Source organism: Geobacter argillaceus (assembly GCF_007830735.1).
Taxonomy (GTDB): domain Bacteria; phylum Desulfobacterota; class Desulfuromonadia; order Geobacterales; family DSM-12255; genus Geomobilibacter; species Geomobilibacter argillaceus.
Genome location: NZ_VLLN01000006.1, coordinates 128,823 through 154,617, shown reverse-complemented (window position 1 = coordinate 154,617; position 25,795 = coordinate 128,823). Strand labels below are relative to the sequence as shown.

The 25,795-nt window shown below is 59.8% G+C and carries 20 protein-coding genes and 1 pseudogene; 20 read left to right on the top strand and 1 reads right to left on the bottom strand.

Features of this window, described 5'->3' with window-relative positions:
* Window positions 1-198: 198 nt before the first annotated feature.
* The 12 genes from JN12_RS06980 (at window position 199) to hisS (ending at window position 16,134) form a co-directional block, all read left to right on the top strand.
* On the top strand, window positions 199-2,205 hold the full coding sequence (locus JN12_RS06980; RefSeq protein WP_145020230.1) for an L-lactate permease: 2,007 nt from the start codon (window positions 199-201) through the stop codon (window positions 2,203-2,205).
* A 49-nt stretch (window positions 2,206-2,254) separates the two neighbouring features.
* Complete coding sequence (locus JN12_RS06975; RefSeq protein ID WP_145020227.1) at window positions 2,255-3,628, top strand: FAD-linked oxidase C-terminal domain-containing protein; 1,374 nt, start codon at window positions 2,255-2,257, stop codon at window positions 3,626-3,628.
* A gap of 81 nt (window positions 3,629-3,709) precedes the next feature.
* Complete coding sequence (locus JN12_RS06970) at window positions 3,710-4,957, top strand: (Fe-S)-binding protein (RefSeq protein ID WP_145020224.1); 1,248 nt, start codon at window positions 3,710-3,712, stop codon at window positions 4,955-4,957.
* A gap of 67 nt (window positions 4,958-5,024) precedes the next feature.
* Window positions 5,025-5,744 (top strand): FadR/GntR family transcriptional regulator, encoded by a 720-nt coding sequence (locus JN12_RS06965; protein ID WP_145020221.1) that lies wholly within the window; start codon window positions 5,025-5,027, stop codon window positions 5,742-5,744.
* A 43-nt stretch (window positions 5,745-5,787) separates the two neighbouring features.
* Window positions 5,788-6,720, top strand: coding sequence for a D-2-hydroxyacid dehydrogenase (locus JN12_RS06960; RefSeq protein WP_145020217.1), 933 nt, complete (start codon window positions 5,788-5,790; stop codon window positions 6,718-6,720).
* A gap of 91 nt (window positions 6,721-6,811) precedes the next feature.
* Window positions 6,812-7,216 carry an RrF2 family transcriptional regulator gene (locus JN12_RS06955; RefSeq protein WP_145020215.1) on the top strand — a complete coding sequence of 135 codons (405 nt, stop codon included), beginning with the start codon at window positions 6,812-6,814 and terminating at the stop codon, window positions 7,214-7,216.
* Between the two features lie 90 nt (window positions 7,217-7,306).
* The gene (locus JN12_RS06950) at window positions 7,307-8,656 is read left to right on the top strand and encodes a cytochrome ubiquinol oxidase subunit I (RefSeq protein ID WP_145020212.1); all 1,350 of its coding nucleotides are present in this window, start codon (window positions 7,307-7,309) and stop codon (window positions 8,654-8,656) included.
* Between the two features lies 1 nt (window position 8,657).
* Window positions 8,658-9,686, top strand: coding sequence for a cytochrome d ubiquinol oxidase subunit II (cydB, locus tag JN12_RS06945; protein ID WP_145020209.1), 1,029 nt, complete (start codon window positions 8,658-8,660; stop codon window positions 9,684-9,686).
* 129 nt (window positions 9,687-9,815) lie between these two features.
* Window positions 9,816-10,979: a hypothetical protein gene (locus tag JN12_RS06940; protein ID WP_145020206.1), complete on the top strand. Its 1,164-nt coding sequence runs from the start codon at window positions 9,816-9,818 to the stop codon at window positions 10,977-10,979.
* Between the two features lie 19 nt (window positions 10,980-10,998).
* Window positions 10,999-13,398 carry a DNA internalization-related competence protein ComEC/Rec2 gene (locus tag JN12_RS06935; RefSeq protein WP_170241865.1) on the top strand — a complete coding sequence of 800 codons (2,400 nt, stop codon included), beginning with the start codon at window positions 10,999-11,001 and terminating at the stop codon, window positions 13,396-13,398.
* Between the two features lie 79 nt (window positions 13,399-13,477).
* On the top strand, window positions 13,478-14,893 hold the full coding sequence (locus JN12_RS06930; protein ID WP_145020199.1) for a GGDEF domain-containing response regulator: 1,416 nt from the start codon (window positions 13,478-13,480) through the stop codon (window positions 14,891-14,893).
* Window positions 14,893-16,134, top strand: coding sequence for a histidine--tRNA ligase (gene hisS / locus JN12_RS06925; protein WP_145020320.1), 1,242 nt, complete (start codon window positions 14,893-14,895; stop codon window positions 16,132-16,134). Before JN12_RS06930 ends, hisS begins: the two co-directional genes overlap by 1 nt.
* 61 nt (window positions 16,135-16,195) lie before the next feature.
* On the opposite strand, the pseudogene JN12_RS21095 reads toward hisS, so the two are convergent.
* A pseudogene (locus JN12_RS21095) lies at window positions 16,196-16,615 on the bottom strand (selenoprotein B); the annotation flags it as partial.
* A 468-nt stretch (window positions 16,616-17,083) separates the two neighbouring features.
* Between JN12_RS21095 and JN12_RS06915 the strand changes: the two are divergent.
* The 8 genes from JN12_RS06915 (at window position 17,084) to JN12_RS06880 (ending at window position 25,795) form a co-directional block, all read left to right on the top strand.
* Entirely contained in the window at window positions 17,084-18,019 is a 936-nt protein-coding gene (locus tag JN12_RS06915) for a Ppx/GppA phosphatase family protein (protein ID WP_145020193.1), read from the top strand.
* Window positions 18,020-18,148: 129 nt separating this feature from the next.
* The gene (iorA, locus tag JN12_RS06910) at window positions 18,149-19,927 is read left to right on the top strand and encodes an indolepyruvate ferredoxin oxidoreductase subunit alpha (protein ID WP_145020190.1); all 1,779 of its coding nucleotides are present in this window, start codon (window positions 18,149-18,151) and stop codon (window positions 19,925-19,927) included.
* 6 nt (window positions 19,928-19,933) lie between these two features.
* On the top strand, window positions 19,934-20,512 hold the full coding sequence (locus tag JN12_RS06905) for an indolepyruvate oxidoreductase subunit beta (protein ID WP_145020187.1): 579 nt from the start codon (window positions 19,934-19,936) through the stop codon (window positions 20,510-20,512).
* Between the two features lie 10 nt (window positions 20,513-20,522).
* On the top strand, window positions 20,523-21,824 hold the full coding sequence (locus JN12_RS06900) for a phenylacetate--CoA ligase family protein (protein WP_145020184.1): 1,302 nt from the start codon (window positions 20,523-20,525) through the stop codon (window positions 21,822-21,824).
* A 45-nt stretch (window positions 21,825-21,869) separates the two neighbouring features.
* A complete protein-coding gene (locus JN12_RS06895) occupies window positions 21,870-22,301 on the top strand; it encodes an ACT domain-containing protein (RefSeq protein WP_145020181.1) in 432 nt (143 codons plus the stop codon).
* Window positions 22,302-22,340: 39 nt separating this feature from the next.
* Window positions 22,341-23,480, top strand: coding sequence for an ABC transporter substrate-binding protein (locus tag JN12_RS06890; protein ID WP_145020178.1), 1,140 nt, complete (start codon window positions 22,341-22,343; stop codon window positions 23,478-23,480).
* A 47-nt stretch (window positions 23,481-23,527) separates the two neighbouring features.
* Window positions 23,528-24,652: an ABC transporter substrate-binding protein gene (locus JN12_RS06885; RefSeq protein WP_246125782.1), complete on the top strand. Its 1,125-nt coding sequence runs from the start codon at window positions 23,528-23,530 to the stop codon at window positions 24,650-24,652.
* A gap of 258 nt (window positions 24,653-24,910) precedes the next feature.
* Window positions 24,911-25,795 carry a branched-chain amino acid ABC transporter permease gene (locus JN12_RS06880; protein ID WP_145020173.1) on the top strand — a complete coding sequence of 295 codons (885 nt, stop codon included), beginning with the start codon at window positions 24,911-24,913 and terminating at the stop codon, window positions 25,793-25,795.

Sequence of the window (25,795 nt, the reverse complement as noted above, 5' to 3'; positions counted from 1 at the left end):
ATTTGCCCCTTGTCAACAGGTATTTACGGCATTTGAATAAATGTGTTGACAGCTATAAACGAAATAAGTTAATTGGTATTACAAGTTAGCAAAACTCGATTTTATTCAGCCGTTGTTTTTGACGCCCCGCGGCACAGACGCGCAACGAAATCTATTTCCGCAGACGTTCACGCCCCCATTGAGAAAGGAGAAAGAGTCATGCCCTGGATTCAAACCTATACACCCGTAGCAGGTAGTCTCGGGCTGTCGGCCCTTGTGGCCGCGGTCCCCCTGGCCGTTATTTTCGTCTGTCTCGCCATTCTGAAGATGAAGGCCCACAAGGCAGGTCCCCTTGCGGCCGCATCGGCCATCGCCATCGCCATCGGCATCTGGGGAATGCCCGCCAAGCTGGCCGGGCTGGCATCCCTTCAGGGGGCGGGTTTCGGACTCTTCCCGGTCTTCTATATCGTCGTCACCACCATCTTTCTCTACAATATCACCGTCAAGGGGGGGCAGTTCGAGATCATCCGCGCCTCCCTGGCCGGGGTGACCTCTGACCGCCGTCTCCAGGCGCTCCTCATCGCCTTCTGCTTCGGCTCTTTCATCGAAGGTGCGGCCGGATTCGGCACGCCGGTCGCCATTGCCGGCGCCACCCTGGCCGGCCTCGGTTTCCGTCCCCTCTACGCCGCAGGGGTCTGCCTGGTTGCCAATACCGCTCCGGTCGCCTTCGGCGCCATAGGCATTCCGGTCGTGGCCCTGGCCGGGGTCATGGGGTATGGCGATCCGGGGATGATGAAGCTCTCCACCATGGTCGGCCGCCAACTGCCGTTCATCTCCCTGTTCATCCCGTTCTACGTTATCCTCATCATGGTCGGCTGGAAGAAGACTATGGAGGTGCTCCCTGCCATCGTCGTCTGCGGCGTCACCTTTTCCGTGTCCCAGTGGGCCACGGCGAGCTATCTCGGCCCCTACCTGCCCGACATTATCTCCTCCCTTGCGTCCATGGTCGCCCTGGTGCTTCTGCTCCGCGTCTGGCATCCGAAGACGATCTGGACCTTCGACCATGAGCCTGAATTCGCTGGTGCGACTCAGCACCACTACGCACCGTCTGCGGTCTTCCGTGCCTGGGCCCCCTATCTCGCCCTCACCCTCATGGTGCTCCTCTGGGGAATCCCCTCGATCAAGGCGTCCCTCGACAAGAGCTCCGTACTCATTACCGTTGACGGCCTCCACAACGGTATCGTGAAGAAGGTTTCCAAGCCGGAAGACGGCCTGAAGAAGGCAGCCGCGGTCAAGGCCGAGGTCGACCGGCAACTCGCGCTTCTCTCTCCGGCAGACCCACGGCTGAGCGGGCTCGCGGCAAGGCTGGCCGAACTCAAAGGAGTTGAAGAACTGATCGTTCCGGTGGAGCAGCGGCTGGCCGGCCAGGGTGCTGTCCTGACCGACGACCGTCTCAAGGCGTTCGATGCCGTTGCCAAGAAGAGGGACGAAATCCAGAAACTGGTCAAGGAGCTGGCGAACGGCGGTGCACTGGCCGGCAAGGGCGTTTCCGGCGTGGCCGTCGCCTCTTCCGCATCTGCGCCTGCGCTCGCCAAGGACCAGCTGAAGCCGCTGGACAAGGCGCTGGCGGACCAGCTCCCGATCAAGCTGGCAGCAAAGTACAACTTCAACTTCATGTCCGCGGCCGGCACCGCCATCCTCATTGCCGCCTTCCTCTCCGCCCTCATCTGCGGTGTCGGCATGGGCGATACCGTCAGTATCCTCGGCAAGACCCTCTTTGACATGCGCTTTCCGGCGATCACCGTTGCCTCGGTGCTCGGCCTCGCCTATGTCATGAATACGTCGGGCATGACCAACAGTCTGGGGCTCGTCTTCACCAAGACCGGTCACATCTTCCCGTTCATCGCCCCGTTCCTGGGCTGGCTGGGGGTCTTCCTGACCGGCTCCGACACCTCCAGCAACGTCCTCTTCGGCGGCCTGCAGAAGGCAACCGCCGAGCAGCTCGGCATCAACCCGATCCTGACCGGTGCGGCCAACACGAGCGGCGGGGTCATGGGCAAGATGATCTCTCCCCAGTCATTGGCGGTCGCCACTGCCGCCACCGGCATGGTGGGGGAGGAGGGGACCCTGTTCCGCTTCACCTTGAAGCACTCCCTGTTCCTGACCGTGATTGTCGGTATAATTGTCTACTTACAGGCATATGTATTTACCTGGATGATACCGTAATTCGTCCCCCCCTTTGATAAAGGGGGACTTTACTTTGGGAGAAATTGCCGTGGAACAGTCATTCATTAATGAGTTAAAAGCAATCGTCGGCGAACAGTATACGCTCACCGACCGGGAGTCGCTGGCGGTCTACGGCTATGACTCCACCCCGGAGATCGAAAGTCGGCCCGGAGCGGTGCTGCTGCCTGCGAGTACCGGAGAGGTGGTCCGCATCATGCGTCTTTGTCACGGGGCCGGGGTGAGTGTCACCCCCCGCGGCTCGGGCACCAATCTGTCGGGTGGTTCGCTGTCGGTTAATGCCGGCGTGGTGGTCCAGACCAGCCGCATGAACCGGATTATCGAGATCGACGAGGAGAACCTGACCGCCACGGTGGAGCCGGGGGTGGTGACCAGCGCCCTGCACCGGGAGGTGGAGTCGCGTGGCCTCTTCTATCCGCCCGATCCCGGCAGCATGAACATCTCCACCATGGGGGGGAACGTGGCCGAGAATTCCGGCGGGCTGCGCGGCCTGAAATACGGCGTCACTGCCGACTATGTCATGGGGCTGGAGACCGTTCTGGCGGACGGTGACATTTTGAAGAGCGGCGGCAAGGCGGTCAAGGACGTGGCCGGCTATGCCATAAACCCGCTCCTGGTGTCGTCGGAAGGAACGCTGGGCCTCTTTACCGGCATCACGGTCAAGCTGATCCCCGGGCCGCAGGTAAAGGTAACCATGCTGGCTCATTTCCCGGCCCTTCAGGATGCTGCGCTGGCGGTCTCGGCCATTATTGCCGCCCGTGTTATTCCTGCCACCCTGGAGATCCTGGACCGGGTGACCATCAAATGCGTCGAGGAGTACGCCCACGTCGGCCTGCCGCTTGATGTGGACGCCGTGCTGCTGATCGAGGTGGACGGCCATCCGGCAGTTACGGCCGAAGAGGCCGCTGCTGTTGCCGAGATCTGCACCAGGCACCGCTGCTCTTTTTTCCAGACGGCGCAGAACGCCGACGAGGCGCTCAAACTGACGGCCGCGCGCCGTACGGCCCTGTCGGCCCTGGCCCGGCTCAAGCCGACCACTATTCTGGAGGACGCCACCGTGCCGCGCAGTTGTATCGCCCCAATGCTGCAGGTAATCCAGGACTCTGCCAGAAAATATAATGTCACCATCGGCACCTTCGGCCATGCCGGCGACGGCAACCTGCATCCCACCTGCCTGACCGACGAGCGCGACAAGGACGAGATCGCCCGCGCCCACGCCGCTTTTTCCGAGATCTTCGACGCCGCCATCGGCATGGGTGGCACCATTACCGGCGAGCATGGTGTCGGACTGGCCAAGAAAAAGTACCTGCCAAGATTGGTGGGGGAGTCGGGGATTCGCGTCATGCGGGGGATAAAAATCGCCTTCGATCCGAAGGGGATACTCAATCCGTGCAAGATGTTTTAAGAGCGGTGACTCGTTACAACCTTCTGCCACCAGCATGGGGTGCCAGTCACGGGTTACGAGTCACCAGTCACGGGGTCTAACATGGATTACGTCAAACTTATAAATTGTATGCGCTGTGGCATGTGCCTGCCGGTCTGCCCGACCTATAAGGAGACTTTTCTGGAGACCGCCTCGCCGAGGGGTAGGGTGGCATTGGTGCGCAAGGTGCAGGAGGACGAGTTGGACCAGTCCGAGCTCCTCCTCGAATACCTCTCTCTCTGCCTGGACTGCCAGGCCTGTGCCTCGGCCTGCCCCTGCGGGGTCAATGCCGGCGAGCTGGTGGCCGAGTTTACCTGCGAGCGTAAGGCGAAAGCCGGCCTCGGTTTCATGGAAGACCTGATCCTGCGCAAACTGGTTCCCCATCCCGACCGGCTGGAGCTCTCCATGGCCCCGATGCGGATCTATCAGCGAAGCGGCCTGCAGAAGCTGGTCAGAACGCTCGGTGTCCTCAAGATGTTCCCCAAACCGCTGGAACGGATGGAGGGGCTTCTCCCCGAGCTGCCGTCCAGACCGCTGCGCCAGACCATTCAGGAGGTCACCCCCGCATGCGGCACGGAGCGCGGCACGGTCGGCTTCTTCCTCGGCTGCGTGATGAGCCTGATCTTCTCCGAGGCAAGCCGGGCCACCATCCAGCTGCTCTCAATGCTGGGGTACCGGGTGATCACCCCGCGCGCCCAAGTCTGCTGTGGCGCTCCCAATATGCTGGCAGGCGACCCGGAGGGGGTGAAGGAGGCGGCACGCACCAACGTGGAGCTGTTCAACGGCTTCGAGGTCGACTTCATCGTCACCGACTGCGGCGGCTGCGGGGCCGAGCTGAAGAAGTACGGGCACCACCTGGACAACGCAGCCGCCGCGGAGTTCAGCTGCAAGGTGCGCGACATCTCCCAGGTCCTGGCCCTTCATGCCGATGAACTGCAGCCGCAGCTCAAGCCGCTCGGGATGCGGGTGACCTATCACGACCCCTGCCACATCGCCCATTGCCAGGGTCTGCGCAGGGAGCCGCGCGACCTGCTGAAACTGATCCCCGATCTTTCCTATGCCGAGCTGAACGAGGCCGATGCCTGCTGCGGCAGCGCCGGTACCTACAACATCGGGCAGCCGGAGATGTCGGACCGGGTGCTCAGGCGCAAGGTGGAGAACATCAGGGCCACTGACGCCGAGCTGCTGGTCACGTCAAATCCCGGCTGTCTCCTGCAGCTCAGAAAGGCGCTGGCAGACGTGACGCCGCAGATCAGGGTCGTGCATCTCACCGAACTGCTGCTTGCCAGCAGCGCGGGAACAGCGCCATAAACCTGTTGCCATCGGGCCGGTGATGGTGTATCCATAGCGGCAAAACGGTTGTTTTGTCCGTGATGCCATGAACTTCAAACCGATCAGACCGAAAAAGATAGCGACCCAGATCGCCGAGCAGATCAGGACCTCCATCCTGGCCGGTGAGTTCACCCCCGGGGAAAAACTCCCCCCCGAGAGGGAGCTTGCCGAAATGTTCGGCGTCTCCCGCCCCTCTGTCCGCGAGGCACTCAATTCACTTTCCGCTGCCGGCCTGGTGGAGTCCTACCAGGGTGGCGGCACGGTTGTGAAGTCCCTTGTGGAGAGCAGTTCGGGGTCTCCCTTGTCGGAATTGATCAAGGTCGAGCGGGAGCGGGCCCTGGATGTGATCGAGGTTCGCAAATGCATGGAGGGGTGGACCGCCTATTATGCGGCCCAACGGGCACTTCCCGAGGACCTGCGCAAGCTGGCTGCCGTCATCGATGGCATGGAACGGAACCTGGACGGCATGCAGCCGTCCGAGGATCTGGACGCCAATTTTCACATCATCATCGCCAAGGCGACCCACAACATCGTCTGGCTGCACCTGATGCAGAGCATCTTCGACGCCATGAAGGAGTTCCAGCAGGGGGTCTGGCGGGCGGTCTACCTGACAGGCGACGACCAGCGCACGCTTTTCGATCATCACCGCACCATCTATGAGGCGATCCGTGACCGCGACCCGGAAGGGGCGCGCAACCGGATGCTCACCCATCTGGACTTTGCCGAAGCACGAAGCAGCGCCTATCTCCGTCAGGAAACCGCCTGACCATTTCTAACTCTGTTCTTCATTCCCATCGACAGGGGGCGCAATGCACCGCCGGAATCTGCTGGTTCATCTACACAATGACGTGGATGCTTTTTCCATCAAGCCGCGGCATCTGGACCGGATACGCGAGGCCTTTCCCGACATCACCCTTATCGAGACGACCACAAAGGACGAGTTGCGATCCGGGCTTCCAGCCGCCGACTGGCTCCTGACCTGGAGTTTTCGCCCTGCATGGTACCAAGAGTCTCCTCGGCTGGAAGCGGTCTTCACCCCTGCCGCCGGCAACGATTGGGTTCCGCCCGATCCGACCGGCCGGGTGCGGAATTTTTACGGCCAGTTCCACGGCCGGATCATGCGGGAAAGCCTGCTGGCAATGATGCTCTACTTCAACCGCCGCCTGGCTCTTAACGTGGCCAACCAGGAGCGTACTGTCTGGGACCGTGGCAGCAGCGAAGGGTGTTCCGCCCTGTTCAGCCAGCGGGTCCTGATCGTGGGGTACGGTGCCATTGGCCGGCAGATGGCGGAACTCCTGAAGGCCTTTGGCGCGCGGATAACCGGGGTCAGGCGGAACACGGCGGGATCTGGTTGCGACCCGCATGCCGAACGGGTTGTTACTTTCGACCGGTTGGAAGAAGAGCTGCCCGTTGCCGATCACGTGGTTCTAATGCTCCCTGGCGGGGTCGAAACCACCGACCTGTTCACGGAGCGGCACTTTGCCCGTATGAAGCCCGGCTCCTACCTGTATAACCTGGGACGGGGCAACTGTTATCGGGAGGAGCACCTGGTGCACGCCCTGCTGGACGGCCCGTTGGCCGGGGCAGGGCTCGATGTATTCCGGGAGGAGCCACTGCCTCCATCCTCACCGCTCTGGAAGCTTCCCAACGTGCTCATCACCCCGCATGCCAGCGCCATCAGCCGGGAGTATCTCGACCTCTATATCGAGGAATGGATTGAAACCTTCAAGGGCCAGAGGTGATGTGAGGGACAGTGCCACAGCGCAAATTTTATCTTGACAGTGGGAAAGGTGTTGTGTGATAAAGGACAAAATAGGTCTTTAAGGACTCGTTATGATGGAACTGACCCGCAAGGGAGAATACGCAATCCGCGGCATCGTGTACCTGGCGCAGCAGCCGCCGGGCAAGATCGCCCTTATCAGCGAGATCGCCGAGGCTACGGATGTGCCCCAAACCTTTCTGGCCAAGATCTTCCAGAGCTTTGCCAAACTCGGCCTGGTTCAGTCTTTTAGGGGGACCGGCGGTGGCTTTCTCCTGGGACGTTCCCCGTCCCAGATCACCCTCCGCCAGGTGGTGGAAGCGGTGGAAGGGCCGATCATGCCCAATCGCTGCCTGATTGACGAGGGTATGTGTGACCGGTCTGCCCGCTGCCTGGTGCACCCGGTCTGGCGCAAGGTTCAGGGCGAAGTTGGCAAAATTCTTGATGATGTCACCCTGGAAGATCTGGCAAAAACATAAATATCGCCCAAGGCTTTTTTTTGCCCAAAAACAGGATATTATTTGTCCTGTTAGCCACGCTTAACGCCAATAGTGCAAGGAGGGTTCGGAATGGATGTCCTGAGTTTGAGCAGGCTGCAGTTTACGGCTACGAGCATGTTTCATTTCATTTTTGTGCCGCTGACCCTGGGGTTGTCGATCATGGTCGCGTATATGGAGAGCCGCTATGTCGCCAGTGGTGACGAGCTCTACCTGAAGATGACCAAGTTCTGGGGGAAGCTGTTCCTGATTAACTTCGCCCTCGGGGTTGTGACCGGCCTCACCATGGAGTTCCAGTTCGGCATGAACTGGGCCGAGTACTCGCGCTATGTGGGCGACATCTTCGGTGCGCCGCTGGCGATCGAGGCGACGGTGGCGTTTTTTCTCGAATCGGTATTCATCGGGGTCTGGATCTTTGGCTGGAACAAAATCTCGAAAAGGATGCACGCCATTTCCATCTGGCTGGTGGCCCTGGCCACCAACCTGTCGGCCCTCTGGATTCTCGTGGCCAACGGCTGGATGCAGCATCCGGTCGGCTTCGAGCTCAGAAACGGCCGGGCAGAAATGGTCGACTTCGGTGCCATTCTGACCAATCCGTACGGCCTGATCAAGTTCGGGCACACTGTGCTCTCCGGGTATGCGGTGGCAGCGTTCTTTGTCATGGGGATCTCTGCCTGGCACCTGCTGAGGGGCAACCGCACCGACTTCTTCAAACGCTCCTTTGCCATGGGGGCCAGGTTCGGCCTGGTCGCCTCGTTGCTGGTCTTCATGACCGGCGACTTCCATGCCGTGGAGATTGCCAAGACCCAGCCGACCAAGTTCGCTGCCATGGAGTCGGTCTGGGAAACCAGGAGCAACGTCGGCATGAATCTGTTCCTGCTGCCGGACGAACAGCGCGAGTGCAACGCGGTCGAGCGGCTCTGCATTCCCAATATGGTCAGTTATCTTGCCTTTCATCTCCCCAACGCCGAAATCAAGGGGCTCAAGGAGTTTCCCAAGGAGGAGCGGCCGCCGGTGGCCCTTACCTTCTTCAGTTTCAGGCTGATGGCCGGCATGGGGACGTTCATCATGCTGGCTTCCCTGGCTGCAACCATCTTTTCCTGGCGTGATCATCTGGAGCAGCGGAAGTGGTTCCTCCGGGTCATGCTCCTGGCCCTGCCGATACCGTACCTGGCCTGCCAGTTTGGCTGGCTGGTGGCCGAGGTGGGACGCCAGCCCTGGATCGTCTACGGTGTGCTGAAGACGGCTGCGGGCGTTTCCAGCGCCATCGTCACCCCGCAGGTCATTGCCTCGCTGGTGGGTTTCGTACTGCTCTACGGTATGCTCGGCGCTGCGGATATCTTTCTGCTCTTTAAGTACGCCCGCAAAGGGCCGGACGACGATCTGTCGACAATGATACAGAATACGCGGGAGGAGGTCTGACATGACGCTGCAGATTATCTGGTTCGTGCTGTGGGGAGTACTCTGGTCGGTCTATTTCATGCTGGATGGGTTCGTCCTCGGCAGCGGAATGCTCCATAATATTCTGGGCAAGACCAATACGGACCGGCGGGTGATCATCAATACGCTGGGACCGGTCTGGGACGGCAACGAGGTCTGGCTCGTCACGGCCGGCGGTGCCACGTTTGCCGCCTTTCCCACTACCTATGCCCTGATGTTCAGCTATCTCTACACGGCGCTCCTGCTGCTCCTGTTCTCCCTGATCATCCGCGGTGTGTCGTTTGAATTTCGGGGCAAGGTCGATGGCATTGGGTGGCGGGCACTGTGGGACAAAGCCATATTCATCGGCAGCTTTCTGCCGGCCCTCTTGTTCGGCGTGGCCTTTGGCAACATCTTCCAGGGACTTCCCATGGATGCGGCCGGTTACCACGGGTCGTTCCTGTCACTCCTCAACCCTTATGGCCTGGTGACCGGCGTTCTGTTCGTGCTCCTGTTCCTGGTCCACGGAGCGCTCTACCTTAGTGTCAAGACTACCGGCGAGCTGCGGGAGCGGGCCACCGCAACAGCCGCCAGGCTCTGGATACCGCTCCTGGTCGTGGCCGTGGTCTTTCTGGCCTACACCTATCCGGCCACCAAACTCTTCGACAATTACCTCGGTCTGCCGTTCCTGCTGGCCGTTCCCCTGCTGGCGGTACTGTCGCTGTTGGCAATCCGCCTGTTCCTCGCCAGGAACGACGGGCTGAAGGCATTTGCCGCGTCGTGTCTCACCATCCTCCTGGTTGTGGGGACGGGGGTTGTCGGACTTTTCCCCAACCTGATCCCATCCAGCATCAACCCGCAGTACAGCCTGACCATCTTCAATTCGTCCTCAAGCCAGTACACCCTGAAGATCATGACGGTGGTGGCCTTTATCTTCGTGCCGATCGTCATTGCCTACAAGATCTGGGTCTACCGGATCTTCAGGGCGCCGGTAACCGCGGAAGAGGTGCTTAGCGACCGGCAGTCATACTGACCGGGAAGGCACGAAACGAACAGATGCAAAAGGCCCGATCGGCATCCCGGTCGGGCCTGTTTGCATCAAGGAGGGGGGTGTGCTATAAACAGTGAGCACCAAAGCACACTTTTCCGGAGGTGATGTGCCATGGGGTTCAGGTACCTGTTCCTTACAATTTTGATTTTTCTGCACGGGGTGGTTGCTGCCATTGCCGCTGACAAGGTGCACCCGAACGCTGTCGTGAAACAGGGAGAATTCGCCGTACGGCTCGTCACTGCGACCGGGCTTGGTGCAGGTCTGCCGGAAAAACCGGTCTTGAAGGACTACCTGGAGATTCTGGGCGGCAACCGGAGCTACACCTTTGAAGCTGAAGAATTTTTCGACAAGATTGGTGACCGGGTAACGGTGCGCAGCTTGAACGCGTACGGACCATTTTCCGGTAAAGGCTGGGTTAGTGGGACCACTACCCCCACCCCGGTACATTTCAGGGTACTGCTTCCCCTGGGGGGAAAGTACACCTTCTCGGTCGCCGGCAAAGGTGACGGTCAGACCTGGTCGATAGCCGGTAAGGCATTCAGGGTGAATGCCGGCGAAGCCATCAAGGAGGTGACTGCCGGCACCATCAGCCTGACAGCCGGGTATCTGGACTTCAATGTCATGCTTCCCCCCGAAGGGGCGATCGATTATGTTCGCTTCGAGGCGCCGACCCTCCCATCCGCAGCTCCCCTCGCCGGTTGGCAACCGGACGAGCCGCTCAGGCTGTCCACCCTGGCAGAAATCGTGACCCCGCTGCTCGATCTGGAAAACAGTCTGCCGGATGACAAAAATGCGCCGGTCAGACCCCTTAGCGTTGCCGTGTACGGGAAAATGCCGCCAAATGTCGAGGTGACCGACTCTACCGTCCTGGGAAGGCCGGTGGCACCCAAATGGGTCAAGACCGGTGGCGCGCCGGTAACGATTGATCTTCCGCTCAAGATCGATGCCACTGCTGTCTATCGTCTCAGGGTCCGCTTCACCGGTGCCGAGCTGACGGCCGCGATCGGCAACCAGACCATCACCAGGACGGGGAAACCGTATCTGGAATGGTATGACCTCGGTCCGATCCGCCTCACCGCCGGCAGCCATCAGCTGCGGCTGAAGCTCTCCCCGTTTGCCGGGGTGGATGTGGTGGAGCTGACAAAAAAATCATCGGCTGCTGCCGACTACCTGGCTGTGGTCAAGATAACCGGCAATCCTTCGTCGGTGGTAACGAACGCCGATCTGGACGCCATTCTGCCCGGCATTGCCGGCCGCTACCAAGAGAGCCACTAACGTCGGGGGGAGGCAGGACGTGGAACGACCGCTCCTCCTCCCCCTGTGTGCGCTCATTCTCGGCCTCTGCACTGCCTGGTTCCTTCCGTTTTCCCATCCGCCAACCGTTTCCCTCGTATGCCTGCTCTTTGCCGTTGCGGCACTGTCGCTGTTCCGACAGAGCACGATACTGTTTGCCAGCGCCGTCATGGCGCTCCTTTTTGCCTGGGGTTTCTGGTCGCTCCAGCCGCTGCTGCATCCGAAGAGTGCTGATTGGCAGTTGAGCCGACTGGCAGACGGTAGCGAGCTGACCATGGAAGGGGTCGTTGCCCGCCGTCCGGAAAACAGGGACCAGGGGGGACGGCTGACCGTTCAACTGGACCGCGTGTTCCGCAGCGGGCGGCTCGTACCGGTTGGCGGCAGAGTTCTCGTTACCATCGGCAGCGGCATGCCGGCTTGCACAACAGGCGACAGAGTCAGGTTCATGGCGCGGCTGAAGGAACCGCGCCCCTATGGTCTGCCGGGAGAGTTCGACTATCGGCGCTTCCTGGCGCTTAGAGGCATAGAGGTGACCGCGTTTGCGGCAGAGGGGAAGGATATCGTCCTCCTCGAAGCCGCGGCACTACCCTCACTCGAGCGAAGGATCGATCTCCTGGCCGACCGGATAGGGACGGGGATCGATGGTGCCCTGCCGCAGCCGGAAGCAGGCATTCTGCGGGCACTGCTGATCGGCGATATGGGCAAGGTGCCACAGGGGATCAAGGACGCTTACAGTCGCACCGGTGTGAACCACATCCTCTCCATATCCGGCTTCCATGTCGGCATCGTTGCCCTCATGCTGTTTCATCTCCTGTTCGCTGCCTGCCGTCTGGTCCCTTTTCTGCTTCTCCATGGGTGGGTGCGGCGCGGACTCGGGGTAACGGTCCTGCCGGTGATCCTGTTCTACCTGCTGCTGTCCGGTTCGGCCCCGGCGACCGTGCGCTCGGTTGTGATGCTCGCGGCGTACGGTCTGGCGCTGCTTATGGAACGGGAAACCGACCCGATCAACGCATTGTTGCTGGCCGCACTGGTGATCCTCGGCCTTGAGCCGGCAGCCCTGTTCGATCTTTCCTTTCAATTCTCGTTTCTTGCCCTGTGGGGGATCATCGTGCTGACCCCGCTATTCATGCGGCCTTGGTCCAGTCTGGCTAAGGGGATAATCTATCGGCTGCTGCAGCTTCTGATGGCCTCTGCTGCGGCGACTTTAGCGACGCTCCTGCCGGTGGCCTATTATTTCCATCAGGCATCGGCTACCGGCTTGCTCAGTAACTTTTTCATTGTCCCGCTCATGGGCTATGGCGCGGTACTGGCCGGTTTTGTTGCCCTGCCGCTGCTCGTCGCCTATCCGCCCTTGGCGGTTCCGTTCCTGCACCTGGCGGGATTCATGATCCACCTCTCCAACTGGTTCATCGGCTATCTGGACCGTCTGCCGTTGCTGCCCAGATTTGCACCGGACCGTTGGCAACTCGGCCTCTTTTTCCTGGCCATGGTGGCGGTTACCTTTATCAAGCGTCCCGGTTGGCGTATCGGCACAACCGGCGTCCTGTTGGCCGCCATGTTCGCCTTTGCCCTGTTGCCGGGAATACGGCCGGCCGGCGTGTTTTCCATGATGTTCCTGAGTGTGGGCCAAGGGGAGTCGACCCTGCTGACCTTTCCCGACGGCAAGACGATGCTCATCGACGGTGGCGGCAGCTTTCGGAATGACTCCTATGACGTGGGTGAACGGCTGGTGGCGCCCGCTCTCTGGGAACTCGGGGTACGGAACATAGACTATCTCGTCCTTAGCCATCCCCACCCGGATCATCTGAACGGCTTGCTCTTCATTGCCCGGCACTTTCACATCGGTGAGTTTTGGGAGGGCGAAAGCGTGGGGGCCGATGAGCGGTATCTGGCATTGAAATATCTCTTGGGCGAGCGGGGAGTGCGGTGTCGTGTCAAACGTAGTACCGACCCGCCGCTGACCGTTGGCGGAGTACGGGTGGCGGCGCTGAGTTCTGCCGCGTTGACGGCCGGCACGAGTGACCTGAATGATGCGTCACTGATCCTGCGGTTTACCGATGGTTCCTTTTCGCTCCTCATGACCGGCGATGCGGGACAGGAGGTGCAACGGCGCCTGTTGGCAAAACCCGGGCAGGTCCGGTGCTCGGTGCTCAAGGTTCCCCACCATGGCAGCAGGCTTACCAATGATCCCGATTTTTTCACTGCTGCGGCACCCCGGGCTGCGGTGGTTTCCGTTGGCTACGACAACCGGTTCCGTTTTCCGGCTCCGGAAACCGTTGCCAATTTGCAGCGGAGTGGCGCTGTCGTGTACCGGACCGATCTGCACGGTACCATCATGATCGAGCATCGCGGGCCGGAAGCAGGGTTCCGTATTTCCATGCCGTACGGCCATTTCAATTGACACGGTATCCCCTGTTTGTTAGCTTTTACTTCTGTTCAGCGTTTTCCACGGGACTGGGCTGACAAAGGAGTTTCCATTCATGGAAAAGGTACTGGTTGTCGAGGATGACAAATTTTTCCGCGAGGTCTTTTCCAGCCTTCTCGAAGAGGAAGGCTACCTTGTTGACGTTGCTGCTACAGGACACGAGGCCCTGAAAAAACTGGCCAAGGAAGAGTACCAGGTGGTGGTGACCGACCTGATGATGTCGGATATCAGCGGCCTTGAAATCCTCTCCCGTGTCAAACAATTGGACCCGGCCATCGAAGTGATCATGGTGACCGGCCATGGTAATATCGAGACCGCCATCTATGCCTTGAAGAACGGTGCCCGTGATTACCTTATCAAGCCGATCAATCACGAGGAGTTCAAGCATGCTGTCGCCCTTTGCATGGAGCAGCGGCGGCTATTGGACGAGAACCATGAGCTGAAATCGCAGATCAAGATCTTTCAGGTAAGTCAGAATATTGCCAATTGTCTCGATCTGGAGCGGATCTACTCCATGGTGGTCGATGCCCTTGCCAAGGAAGTCGGCGGCTCAAAGGGACTCGGCTTCTTTCTCGGTGGTGATGGTACGCTGGACCTTAAAGTCTGCCGGGGGCTAAGCGAGGCTCTGGGCAATCAGCTTGCCGAATACCTGCAGAGCGGGTGTGACTGGCACAAGGACGGGGCAGAGAGTCTCGTGGTCCTGAGCAATTTCATTCCCAAGGAGAACAATGATGCGGACCTTGGCGGGATCAAGGATGCGCTGCTGTTTTTTATCAGGTCCAGGCGCCTGTTGCAGGGGGTGGTGGCCATTTTCAACCCCCCGCGAAAATCATTTCCGGCCGAGATCAACTACCGGAATGTGAACTTTCTTCTGGACCAGTCGTCACTGGCGCTTGAAAACGCCATCCGGTACACTACGGTAAAAAATCTGCTGAATATCGATGAGTTGACCGGACTCTACAATTACCGTTACCTGGAAATAGCCCTGGAGCGTGAGATCAAGCGCGCCGATCGTTTCGGCTTGGACCTCTCGGTCATTTTCCTGGATATTGATCACCTGAAGTCGGTCAACGATGTTCACGGTCATCTTGTTGGCAGCAGTATCCTCAAGGAGGTCGGGTCACTCATCAAACGATCGGTTCGTGAAGTGGACATCATCATCCGCTACGGGGGGGACGAATATACCGTCCTATTGGTGGAAACCGGCACCTTCGGTGCGGCAATTGTATCGGAGCGTATCCGCAAGGCCATTGAGGGGCACACGTTTGTCATCAATGACAGTGTCAAGTTGAGGCTCACGGCCAGCCTGGGGTATGCGAGTTACCCGGATGATTCATCGTCCAAGGTGGAACTCCTGGAAATGGCCGACCAGGCCATGTATTACGGAAAAGCCAGTGGCAAGAATACTGTTTTCCATATTTCATCGGAAACATTCCGGCAGATTGCCAAGAGTAAGGAGAGTTTAAGTTGATAGTGAATGCCATTAAGGGATTCAACGATATCCTGCCAGGAGAAATCGAAAAGTGGCAACACATCGAGGCGACCGCTCGGCGGGTCTTCGGTTGTTACGGTTTCGCCGAAATCCGGATACCGATTCTGGAAAAAACTGAACTGTTCGCCCGTTCCATCGGTGATGCCACGGATATCGTCGAGAAGGAGATGTATTCCTTTGTCGACAAAGGGGAAAATCGCGTCACCATGCGCCCCGAAGGGACTGCCGGGGTGATGCGTGCGTTCATAGAGCACAAGCTGTATGCGGCTGATGCGGTCAGCAAGCTATACTACATGGGGCCGATGTTTCGCTACGAGCGGCCGCAGAAGGGGCGTTACCGCCAGTTCCACCAGATCGGCGCCGAGGTGACCGGGGTGAAGGACCCGAAAGTGGATGCCCAGGTCCTGACCATGCTCTGCCACTTCTTTGCCGAACTTGGCCTTACTGAGCCCAGGTTGGAGATCAATTCCCTCGGCTGCCCCGACTGTCGCCCTGCCTATCGGACGGCATTGAAGGAGTTTCTGCGTGAGCGCCTGGCGTCGCTGTGCGAGGACTGCCAACGCCGGTTCGAGACCAACCCCCTGAGGGCACTTGATTGCAAGGGGGCCGGCTGCAAAGAGGCTACCATCGGTGCTCCGTCGGTGCTGGACCATCTGTGCGGGGCCTGTGATGATCATTTTGCCGCGACCCGCAGGCATCTGGAGCAGGTACATACCGCCTACACCATCAACAACCGGATGGTGCGCGGACTTGACTACTACACCCGCACCACCTTCGAGCTGGTTACCGGCCTCCTTGGCGCCCAGAGTGCCGTGGCCGCCGGTGGCAGGTACGATGGCCTGATCAGTGACCTGGGAGGACCTGCCATCCCGGGAATCGGCTTTGCCATGGGAGTGGAGCGGGTGGCGCTGCTGCTGGATGCCAAAGAGTTTCGTACCCGTCCCGATCTCTTCATTGTGGCCTTGGCTGACGAGGCCCGGGAAAAGGCGTTTGCCCTTATGTGTGCACTGCAGCGGGCCGGTGTCACGGTTGAGATTGATTACGAGGGGAAGAGTCTGAAGAGTCAGTTGCGCCGGTCCGACAAGTTCAACAGCCGTTTTTCCCTTATTATTGGCGAAGATGAACTGGTCCGCGGTATGGCCGTGCTCAAGGATATGGATCGCGGCACTCAACAGGATGTTGCCCTCAAGACGGAACTGGTACTGGGCGCAATCAGCTGACGAGGTAGTGCATTTTCTTAAAGAAAAGAGCCGCGGATTCACACTGATCTGCCGGCTCTTTTTATCTGCGCAACGGACCGAGTTGTCGGAATGCTTCCCAATCGGGTGTCTGGTAGATTTCACGCCGCCAGCGGAGCCCGCCATCCTGAATGGTGCCTGGTTCACCGAGTGCACGGCCAAAGGGAAACCTGAGGAAAAGGGCACGTGGCGGGGGACTCTTTTCAGTGACTTCCCTGACGATGGAGAGTGCCACGGTCGGGATACCGGCCGCCTCGATTGCCCTTGCAACCAGTCCCACGGACCGGTTGCAGCTGCCTCAGGCAGGTATCAGCAGTGCGTAGTCGACGCCTCCTGATGCCAGTTTTGATGCGATTTCGGGACCGGTACTGGTTTGGAGTGGTTGCAGGTGTTGACCGGCAATGTGCCCCATGAGTCCATAGGCAGGCGAATGACAGTTCTTAATGATCCCCCGTTGCACTAATTAATTATTAATGGTTAGTTAAGCATTTGCGTAAAACATGTTTGACGCAGTCGCCAAGTATGCTACATTATGAACATCTTCTCTCCTGAAGATACTGCAAAAGGCAAGACCCCATGAGTGCGACGTGGGGTTTTGCTTTTTTCGGAGCAACTGTTTTCCTGAAAAATCTTTGTTACCTATTCCCTACGTGTTGAGTGCCATGACATCGGTAGAGCCAAGCTTTCGATTTGCCGAGCGAGGCACAGATTGATTCCGGTTTCTCACCGTTGAGAAATCGTTGTACCGCCAAGATCCGGTGATGCACGATTTCGTCCACGATGTCGTGGCACTCAACACCTACGTTTCACACCTGCCGCACCAATCTTTTTCTTGCCTGAACCGACATGATGTTGCATGGTAGTGCGCTCGCAGACCTGATTACGCGTCAATGCGCCGTAGTAATAGGCCTTCAACGAAAAAGGGGGACTCGTGTCGGAACAAAGACTTGCCGCCATTGACCTTGGTACCAATACCGCCCGGCTGCTGATCGGGACGGTCGGAACGGATGGAACGATTGCGCCGGATCTGGTTGCGCGACGTATTACCCGTCTGGGTGGCGGGTTCACGAGGGAGCGCGGTATCTCGCCAGAGGCCCGCGAGAGAACCATTGCCGCATTGCAGGAGTTCAGCGCCGAGATCCGGCGGCTGGGAGCGGTGTCGGTCCTGGCAGTGGCCACCAGCGCAGTGCGGGACGCGGTCAACGGTTCCGGGTTCTGCGGCGAAGTGGAACAACGGACCGGCATCCGGCTGACGGTCGTCGATGGCGAGAGGGAAGGGGATTTGACCCGAGCCGGCGTCTATGCCGGCCTGGACGACCGCAACGGCACAGTCTTCATCTTTGATGTGGGAGGCGGCAGCACGGAATATACCCTGGTCCATGAGGGTGATCTCCTGTTTACCCGGAGCCTGCCACTTGGGGTGGTCAGGCTGACCGAAGGGAAGGGTGAACCGGCAGCCATGGCCGACAAGATCAACCGGGAACTCAATCCGCTCAAGGAAGCCATGGCTGGGCAGGGTCTCCTGGAGAGACTTCCCGGAGCCACCCTGGTGGGAACCGCCGGCACCGCCACGACCCTGGCGGCCATCAGCATGGGGATGATTGACTATGATTACCGGCGGGTGAACAACTACGTCGTATCCAGGTCGGAGATCATCGACATCTATCGGAAGCTCCTGCCGCTTCCCCCTGCCGAGCGGTTGTCCGTACCGGGCATGGAGCCGGGGCGGGAAGACCTGATCATCGCCGGCATGCTCGTCACCCTCCAGACCATGGCACTCTTCGGTTTCGAGCGGATGAAGGTGAGCGATTTCGGGCTGTTGGAGGGGGTGCTGCTCTGGGCTGCCGAACAGCATGACGAGAAGTAGCCGTAACATGTCATTGCCGGCTGAAATCTCGTTTTAATTCAAGTCAAAGTTGACATGCAGGGCGCGAATTGGCTATAGTTGCGGCGCTGAAAGGGGGGAACCCCTAATTTTGCTTTGAGGGCCCGTCATTTGAAAAAGGAAATCCTGTCCGGAAACGAGGCGATTGCCCGCGGCGCATACGAAGCCGGGGTCAAGGTCGCCAGTGCCTATCCCGGCACCCCTTCCACCGAAATTCTCGAAACCATCGTGCAGTACCCTGACATCAACGCCTCCTGGGCACCCAACGAGAAGGTTGCCCTGGAGGTGGCCATCGGCGCCTCCTTTGGCGGCAGCCGCTCCCTGGCGGCCATGAAACACGTCGGCGTGAACGTGGCGGCCGATCCCCTCTTCACCCTGTCCTACACCGGCGTGAACGGCGGTCTGGTGCTGATTACCGCCGACGACCCGGAGATGCACTCATCCCAGAACGAGCAGGACAACCGGCACTATGCCCGCTTTGCCAAGGTGCCGATGCTGGAGCCGTCCGATTCCCGGGAGTGTAAGGAGTTTACCCGTCTCGCTTTCGAGATCTCCGAGCAGTTTGATACCCCGGTCATGGTCAGGACCACCACCCGGATTTCCCACGGCAAATCGGTGGTCGCGCTGGCCGAGCCGGTGACCGGCCTACCCGCACCAAAGCTGGTGAAAAACGCTGCCAAGCTGGTGATGCTGCCGGGTAATGCCAAGGTCAGGCATCCGTTTGTCGAGGAGCGAAGCAAAAAGCTCTCCCGGTATGGCGACACCCATTCCATCAACCGGATGGAGCTGAGAAACAGCGACATCGGCATCATCACCTCCGGCACCTCCTACCAGTACGTCCGCGAGGTACTGCCCGAGGCCTCTGTGCTCAAGCTTGGTATGGTCTGGCCCCTTGCCGAAGGGCTGATCAGACAGTTTGCCGCCAAGGTGACGAGGCTCTTCGTGGTGGAGGAACTGGACCCGTTCATCGAGGATCAGGTCAAGGCCATGGGGATCAGCGTCATCGGCAAGGAGATCCTCCCGGTCTGCGGGGAGCTGTCGCCCGGCAGGGTCCGGTCGGCCTTTGCCTCCATCGGCATCGCCACGGCGGATACCGGGGCTACCCGGCAGGTCGACAAGCTGCCCGGCCGGCCGCCCAACATGTGCCCCGGCTGCCCCCACCGCGGCGTCTTTTATTCCCTGAAGCAATTGAATGCCTACGTCACCGGCGATATCGGCTGCTACACCCTCGGCTTCATGCCGCCGCTCAACGCCATGGATACCTGCGTCTGCATGGGGTCCAGCATCAGCACCGCCAGCGGGATCGTCCGGGCACTGCCTGAGGAGGAGCGGCAACGGGTCGTGGCGGTCATCGGTGACTCCACGTTCCTCCACACCGGCGTGAACAGCCTGATGGAGATGGCGTACAACAAGTCGCCGGCAACGGTGATCATCCTGGATAACCGGATCACTGCCATGACCGGCCGCCAGGACAACCCCGCCTCCGGCTGGACCCTCATGGAGGACCCGGCCAATGCGGTCGACCTGGTGCAGCTCTGCCGGGCCGTCGGCATAAGGAACGTCCGGGTCGTGGACCCCCTGGACCTGGAGCAGACCCGCCAGGCCCTCCGTGAGGAGATGGCGCGCCCCGAACCGTCGGTGATCATCACCAACCGGCCGTGCGTCCTATTGAAGCGGGAAGGGGTCTTTGTCAAGGGCGAAGTACTGGCCGTGGACGTGGAGCTCTGCACCGGCTGCCGCGCCTGCCTGAAGCTCGGCTGTCCGGCCATCGAGTGGCGGCCGAGCGACGGCAGAAAGGGGAAGGCCCATATCGACCCACTCCTCTGCACCGGCTGCGACGTCTGCCGTCAGCTCTGCACATTCGAAGCGATCAAGAAACGCGAGGGATAGCACGACATGAGCGATACCATTACCAATATTCTCTTGGTCGGCGTCGGGGGGCAGGGGATTCTCCTGGCCTCGGAGATCCTTGCCGAGACCTTCAAGCTGGCCGGGTTCGACGTCAAGAAGAGCGAGATCCACGGCATGTCCCAGCGGGGCGGGAGCGTCGTCTCCCATGTCCGCTATGGCCGCGAGGTCTTTTCGCCGACCGTGCCGGAAGGGGAGGGGGATATCCTCTTCGGCTTCGAGCTGATGGAGACCTACCGTTCCCTCCCCCTCCTGAAAAAGGGGGGCAAGGTCGTGGCCAACAACCTGCGGATCTCGCCGCCATCGGTCCTGACCGGGCAGGATATCTATCCGGACGATCTAGCGGAGCGGATCAGGCAGCTGTTCCCGGACTTCCTCCTGGTGGACGGCCAGAAGCTGGCCGGCGAGGCAGGTAATCCGAAAGCAGCCAATACGGTGCTGCTGGGCGCAGTTTCCCGGCAGTTGGAGATCGCCGAAGAGTTCTGGCTGGAGGCGTTGGCGAAGATGGTGCCGGCCAAGGCCCTGGAAGTGAACCGCAGGGCGTTCATGCTCGGAAGAAAGCTGTAAGGAGTTCCCCATGTACTTCAACGAAGAGTTCGAGACCATGCCGAAAGCGGCGCTGGAGTCGCTGCAGCTGAAGCGCCTGCAGAATGTGCTGGAGCGGGTGTACGCCAATGTCCCGTTCTACCGGAACTCCTTCGACAAGGCAGGAATCAGGCCTGGCGACGTGAAGGGGCTGGCAGACCTGCAGCGGCTCCCGTTCACCACCAAGCAGGACATGCGGGATTCCTACCCCTATGGCCTCTTTGCCGCACCGCTCGAAGAGATTGTCCGTATCCACGCCTCCAGCGGCACCACCGGCAAGCCCACGGTGGTCGGCTACACCCGGAAGGATATCGATAACTGGTCCGACCTGATGGCCCGCTCCTTTGCCGCCGCCGGCGTCCACAAGGGGGACATTATCCACAACGCATACGGCTACGGCCTCTTTACCGGCGGTCTCGGTGCCCACTATGGCGCCGAGCGGCTGGGGGCCTCGGTCATACCCATCTCAGGAGGGAACACCAAGCGCCAGATCATGATCATGCAGGACTTCGGCTCCACGGTCCTCACCTGCACCCCGTCCTACTCCCTGTTCATGGCCGAAGAGGCCGCCGCTGAGGGGGTGGATTTCAAGAGCATGAAGCTGAAGGTCGGCATCTTCGGCGCCGAGCCGTGGTCCGAGACGATGCGCCAGGAGATCGAAGCGAAGCTGAACATTGCCGCCATCGACATCTACGGCCTGTCGGAGATCATGGGGCCGGGTGTGGCCATCGAATGCATCGAGGCCAAGCAGGGGCTCCATATCTGGGAAGACCACTTCATCCCCGAGATCATCAATCCGGAAACCGGGGCGCGGGTTGCCGACGGCGAACTGGGCGAACTGGTCATCACCACGATCACCAAGCAGGGGATACCGCTCATCCGTTACCGGACCAGGGACATTACCCGCCTCATCCAGGAGCCATGCGTCTGTGGCCGGACCCATGCCCGGATCGCCCGGCTGAGCGGGCGCAGCGACGACATGCTGATCATCCGCGGCGTCAACGTCTTCCCCTCCCAGATCGAATCGATCCTGGTGGGGATCGAGGGGGTCGAGCCCCATTACCTGCTGGTGGTCGACCGGAAGGGAACCCTGGATACCCTTGAGGTGCAGGTGGAGGTGAACGAGCGGCTCTTCTCCGACGAGATCAAGGTCCTCCAGGCCCTGGGCAAGCGGATCGAGAAAGAGATCAAGGATACGCTCGGCGTCACCTGCACGGCCAAGCTGGTCGAGGCCAAGACCATCCAGCGGAGCGAAGGCAAGGCCACGCGGGTCATCGACAAACGGAAGCTGTAGGGTAGGGGTTACAACAGGTCAGATACAACGTACAGGAGGCTACCAATGAACGTTGAACAGATCTCCATCTTTATCGAGAACAAGTCCGGTCGCCTGGCCGAGATCACCAGTATCCTGGATGAAGCAGGCATAAATATCCGGGCGCTCTCCCTGGCCGACACCTCCGATTTCGGCATCCTGCGCCTGATCGTCAACGATCGGGAAAAGGCCAAGTCCATCCTCAAGGAGCGCGGCTTCACGGTCAACAAGACCGAAGTGGTGGCGGTCGAGGTGCCGGACCGGCCCGGCGGGTTGGCCCGTATCCTCAAGACCCTGGACAGCGACGCCATCAACGTGGAGTACATGTACGCCTTTGTCGAGCGGTGCGGCGAGAACGCGGTGATCATCTTTAGGTTCGACGAAACCGACAAGGCGATCAAGACCCTGCAGACAAACGGCATCGCCATCCTCGATGGCGAACGACTGTACCGTATGTAGGTCACCCCCTAACCGATTATCACAATAGGAGGTTTCACCATGAAGAGGCTCGTGACACTGTTGCTCACCCTGTCCATCCTCACCCTCGCGGCGGCCGCGGCATCGGCTGCCACCCTCCGTATCGGGGCGCTGTTCTCCGTTACCGGCCCGGCCTCGTTCCTGGGCGAACCGGAGAAAAACACCCTGGAGATGCTGGTCAAGGAGATCAACAACAAGGGTGGCATCAAGGGTACCAAGCTCGAACTGGTGGTGTACGACACCCAGGGAGACAGCACCAAGGCCAAACAGCTGGTGAACAAGCTGATCAAGAATGACAAGGTGGCAGTCATTGTCGGACCGAGCACCACCGGCGACACCATGGCCATCATTGATGACGTGGAAAAGGCCGGCATCCCCCTGATCTCCTGCGCAGCCGGCATCAAGATCACCGAGCCGGTCAAGAAGTGGGTGTTCAAGACCCCGGCCAACGACCACGTGGCCGCGGAAAAGATCTTCAACTACCTGACCTCGAAAAAGCAGAAAAATATCGCCCTGTTGACCGTATCCGACGCCTTTGGTTCGTCGGGTCGCGAGCAGCTGAAGACCATGGCCAAACAAAAAGGGTTCACGGTGGTGGCCGATGAAGTGTTCGGCCCCAAGGACACCGACATGACCCCCCAGCTGACCAAGATCAAGGGTGCCAAGCCGGACGCCATCATCTGCTGGGGAACCAACCCGGGACCGGCCGTGGTCACCCGGAACGTTAAACAGCTCGGCATCAAGATCCCCCTCTACCAGAGCCATGGGGTTGCCTCCAAGAAATACATCGAACTGGCCGGTGTGGACAATGCCGAAGGGGTGATCCTACCGGCAGGAAAACTGGCGGTCTACGACAAACTTAAACCGTCCGATCCGCAGCACAAGGTACTCAAGGATTACAACCATGACTACAAGAAGGCGTACGGTATGGAGGCGTCCACCTTTGGCGGCTATGCCTATGATGCCTTCCTGATGATTGCTGATGCGATCAAGAAGGGCGCTACCACACCGGAACAGATCCGTGCCGCCATCGAACAGACCAGGAAGCTGGTCAGCGTTTCCGGTATCTTTACCATGTCGCCCACCGACCACAACGGCCTCGACCTGTCGGCGTTCGAGATGGTTCGGATCGTCAAGGGGGACTGGGAGCTGGTTAAATAGACTGATCGATTCAAGGAGGAATCACGCGCATGAAAACAGCATCCGTTATGTTCGCCACACTCGTCAGCTGCATCCTGCTCTGCTGTTCACTCGCCATTGCGGCCGAGCCGATCAGGATCGGCGGCCTCTTTGCCGTCACCGGCCCTGCTTCCTTTCTCGGCGAACCCGAGCGGAACACGGCCCAGATGGTGGTGGACGAGATCAATGCCGCCGGCGGCGTCAAGGGGCGCAAGCTGCAGCTGATCGCCTACGATACCCAGGGGGATACCACCAAAGCGGTCCAGTTGGCCAACAAACTGATCAAGAATGACCACGTGGTAGGGATCGTCGGTCCGAGCACCACCGGCGACTCCATGGCCATCATCGACGTGGTGGAAAAGGCCGGGGTGCCGCTCATCTCCTGTGCTGCCGGGAGCAAGATCACCGATCCGGTCAAGAAATGGGTCTTCAAGACCGCCCAGAATGATGCCCTGGCAGTGGCCAAGATCTATGAACATCTGAAGCACAAGAAGATGACCAGGGTCGCCCTGCTGACCGTGTCCGACGGCTTCGGTTCGTCGGGCCGGGAGCAGTTGAAGGCCAATGCCGCCAAGTTCGGCATCCAGATCGTCCTTGACGACACCTACGGCCCCAAGGACACGGACATGACCCCCCAACTGACCAAGATCAAGGGGAGCCAGGCCCAGGCCATCATCTGCTGGGGAACCAATCCGGGGCCGGCGGTGGTTGCCCGCAACGTCAAGCAGCTCGGGATCAAGCTGCCGCTGTTCATGAGCCACGGCGTTTCGTCCAAGAAGTTCATCAATCTGGCCGGTGACGCTGCCGAAGGGATCATCCTGCCGTCGGGCCGGGTCATTGTTGCCGATGTCCTGCCCACGTCCGACAAGCAGAAGGGCTCGCTCCTGGCCTATGTCAAGGATTACCAGAAGCATTTCAAGGCCGAGGGTGACCATTTCGGCGGCCATGCCTGGGATGCGGTCATGCTGCTGAAAGGGGCCATCGAGCGGGGAGGGGACAGCCCGGCGGCCATCCGCGACCAGCTCGAAAAAACCAGCCATTTTGCCGGGATCGGCGGGATCTTCACGTTCTCCGCCGGCGATCACTCCGGGCTCACCAAGGACGCCTTCGTACTCGTCGAGGTCAGGAACAAGGATTGGGCGCTGGTCAAGTAAACGGGAGTTTTGTCATCGATGTCCGGTTAGGTTGTTGCTTATTACGTCCCATCGGGACAGAATGCCTGTAGCCGGGGAATTTATTCCCCGGTCATGTTGGCAACATGCCACTTTTGTCACATACGTGACTAGAAATTTGTTGGCAACTCTCATCCGGGGGATGAATCCCCCGGCTACAAGCGAGCGCCCCTACAGGGCTTAAAGCAGTACAGCTTAAGGATTGATCCGGCTGCACCGGCCCAGGATAATGCGTACCCCATGAACATTCTCGATCAGCTTACCCAGTACCTCTTCTCCGGACTGGCATCCGGGGCCATCTACGCACTCATCGGACTTGGGTTTGCCATCATCTACAACGCAACCGGCATCATCAACTTCGCCCAGGGTGAGTTCGTCATGCTCGGGGGGATGTTCTCCTTTTTCCTCCTGCAGAGTGCCAAACTCCCCCTGGCGCTGGCGATCATCGGCGCCATTCTCCTCACCACGCTGCTGGGGCTCCTGTTCGAGCGGTTGGCCATCCGGCCGCTCAAATCGGCATCGCCGCTCAACCTGGTCATCATCACCATCGGCGGCAGCATCCTGATCCGCGGGCTCGCCATGCTGGTCTGGGGCAAGGATACCCACGCCCTGCCGAGTTTCAGCGGCAGCGACCCGATCGAGCTTGCCGGTGCATCTCTCCTGCCCCAGCATCTCTGGATCGTTGCCATCACCGTGATCGTGATCGTTGTCAGCAAGCTCTTTTTCAGCTGCACCATCAGTGGCAAGGCGATGCGCGCCTGTTCGTACAACAGCAGGGCCGCCAGCCTGATCGGCATCGGTGTCCGCCGGATGGTGCTCCTGTCGTTCGTCATCAGCTCGGCCATGGGCTCCATGGCCGGCATCATCATCGCCCCGCTCACCATGACCTCCTACGACGTGGGAATCATGCTCGGTCTCAAGGGGTTCTGTGCCGCCATTATCGGCGGCATGAGCAGCGGCATCTCCACCGTGCTCGGCGGCCTGATCCTCGGCGTGCTCGAATCGCTGGGCGCCGGCCTCATCTCCTCCGGGTACAAGGATGCCATCGCCTTTGTCATCCTGCTCCTGCTCCTCTTCATCCGGCCCCAGGGACTGTTCAAACGTGCCGAAACCGAAAGGGTGTAG

Excerpts from the sequence above, each read along its gene's own strand:
- JN12_RS06890 (WP_145020178.1), top strand. The coding sequence starts at position 22,341 with ATGAAGAGGCTCGTGACACTGTTGCTCACCCTGTCCATCCTCACCCTC.
- cydB (WP_145020209.1), top strand. The coding sequence starts at position 8,658 with ATGACGCTGCAGATTATCTGGTTCGTGCTGTGGGGAGTACTCTGGTCG.
- JN12_RS06940 (WP_145020206.1), top strand. The coding sequence starts at position 9,816 with ATGGGGTTCAGGTACCTGTTCCTTACAATTTTGATTTTTCTGCACGGG.
- JN12_RS06955 (WP_145020215.1), top strand. The coding sequence starts at position 6,812 with ATGATGGAACTGACCCGCAAGGGAGAATACGCAATCCGCGGCATCGTG.
- JN12_RS06900 (WP_145020184.1), top strand. The coding sequence starts at position 20,523 with ATGTACTTCAACGAAGAGTTCGAGACCATGCCGAAAGCGGCGCTGGAG.
- JN12_RS06960 (WP_145020217.1), top strand. The coding sequence starts at position 5,788 with ATGCACCGCCGGAATCTGCTGGTTCATCTACACAATGACGTGGATGCT.
- JN12_RS06970 (WP_145020224.1), top strand. The coding sequence starts at position 3,710 with ATGGATTACGTCAAACTTATAAATTGTATGCGCTGTGGCATGTGCCTG.
- JN12_RS06950 (WP_145020212.1), top strand. The coding sequence starts at position 7,307 with ATGGATGTCCTGAGTTTGAGCAGGCTGCAGTTTACGGCTACGAGCATG.
- JN12_RS06895 (WP_145020181.1), top strand. The coding sequence starts at position 21,870 with ATGAACGTTGAACAGATCTCCATCTTTATCGAGAACAAGTCCGGTCGC.
- JN12_RS06885 (WP_246125782.1), top strand. The coding sequence starts at position 23,528 with ATGTTCGCCACACTCGTCAGCTGCATCCTGCTCTGCTGTTCACTCGCC.
- JN12_RS06905 (WP_145020187.1), top strand. The coding sequence starts at position 19,934 with ATGAGCGATACCATTACCAATATTCTCTTGGTCGGCGTCGGGGGGCAG.
- JN12_RS06965 (WP_145020221.1), top strand. The coding sequence starts at position 5,025 with ATGAACTTCAAACCGATCAGACCGAAAAAGATAGCGACCCAGATCGCC.
- JN12_RS06930 (WP_145020199.1), top strand. The coding sequence starts at position 13,478 with ATGGAAAAGGTACTGGTTGTCGAGGATGACAAATTTTTCCGCGAGGTC.
- JN12_RS06880 (WP_145020173.1), top strand. The coding sequence starts at position 24,911 with ATGAACATTCTCGATCAGCTTACCCAGTACCTCTTCTCCGGACTGGCA.
- JN12_RS06980 (WP_145020230.1), top strand. The coding sequence starts at position 199 with ATGCCCTGGATTCAAACCTATACACCCGTAGCAGGTAGTCTCGGGCTG.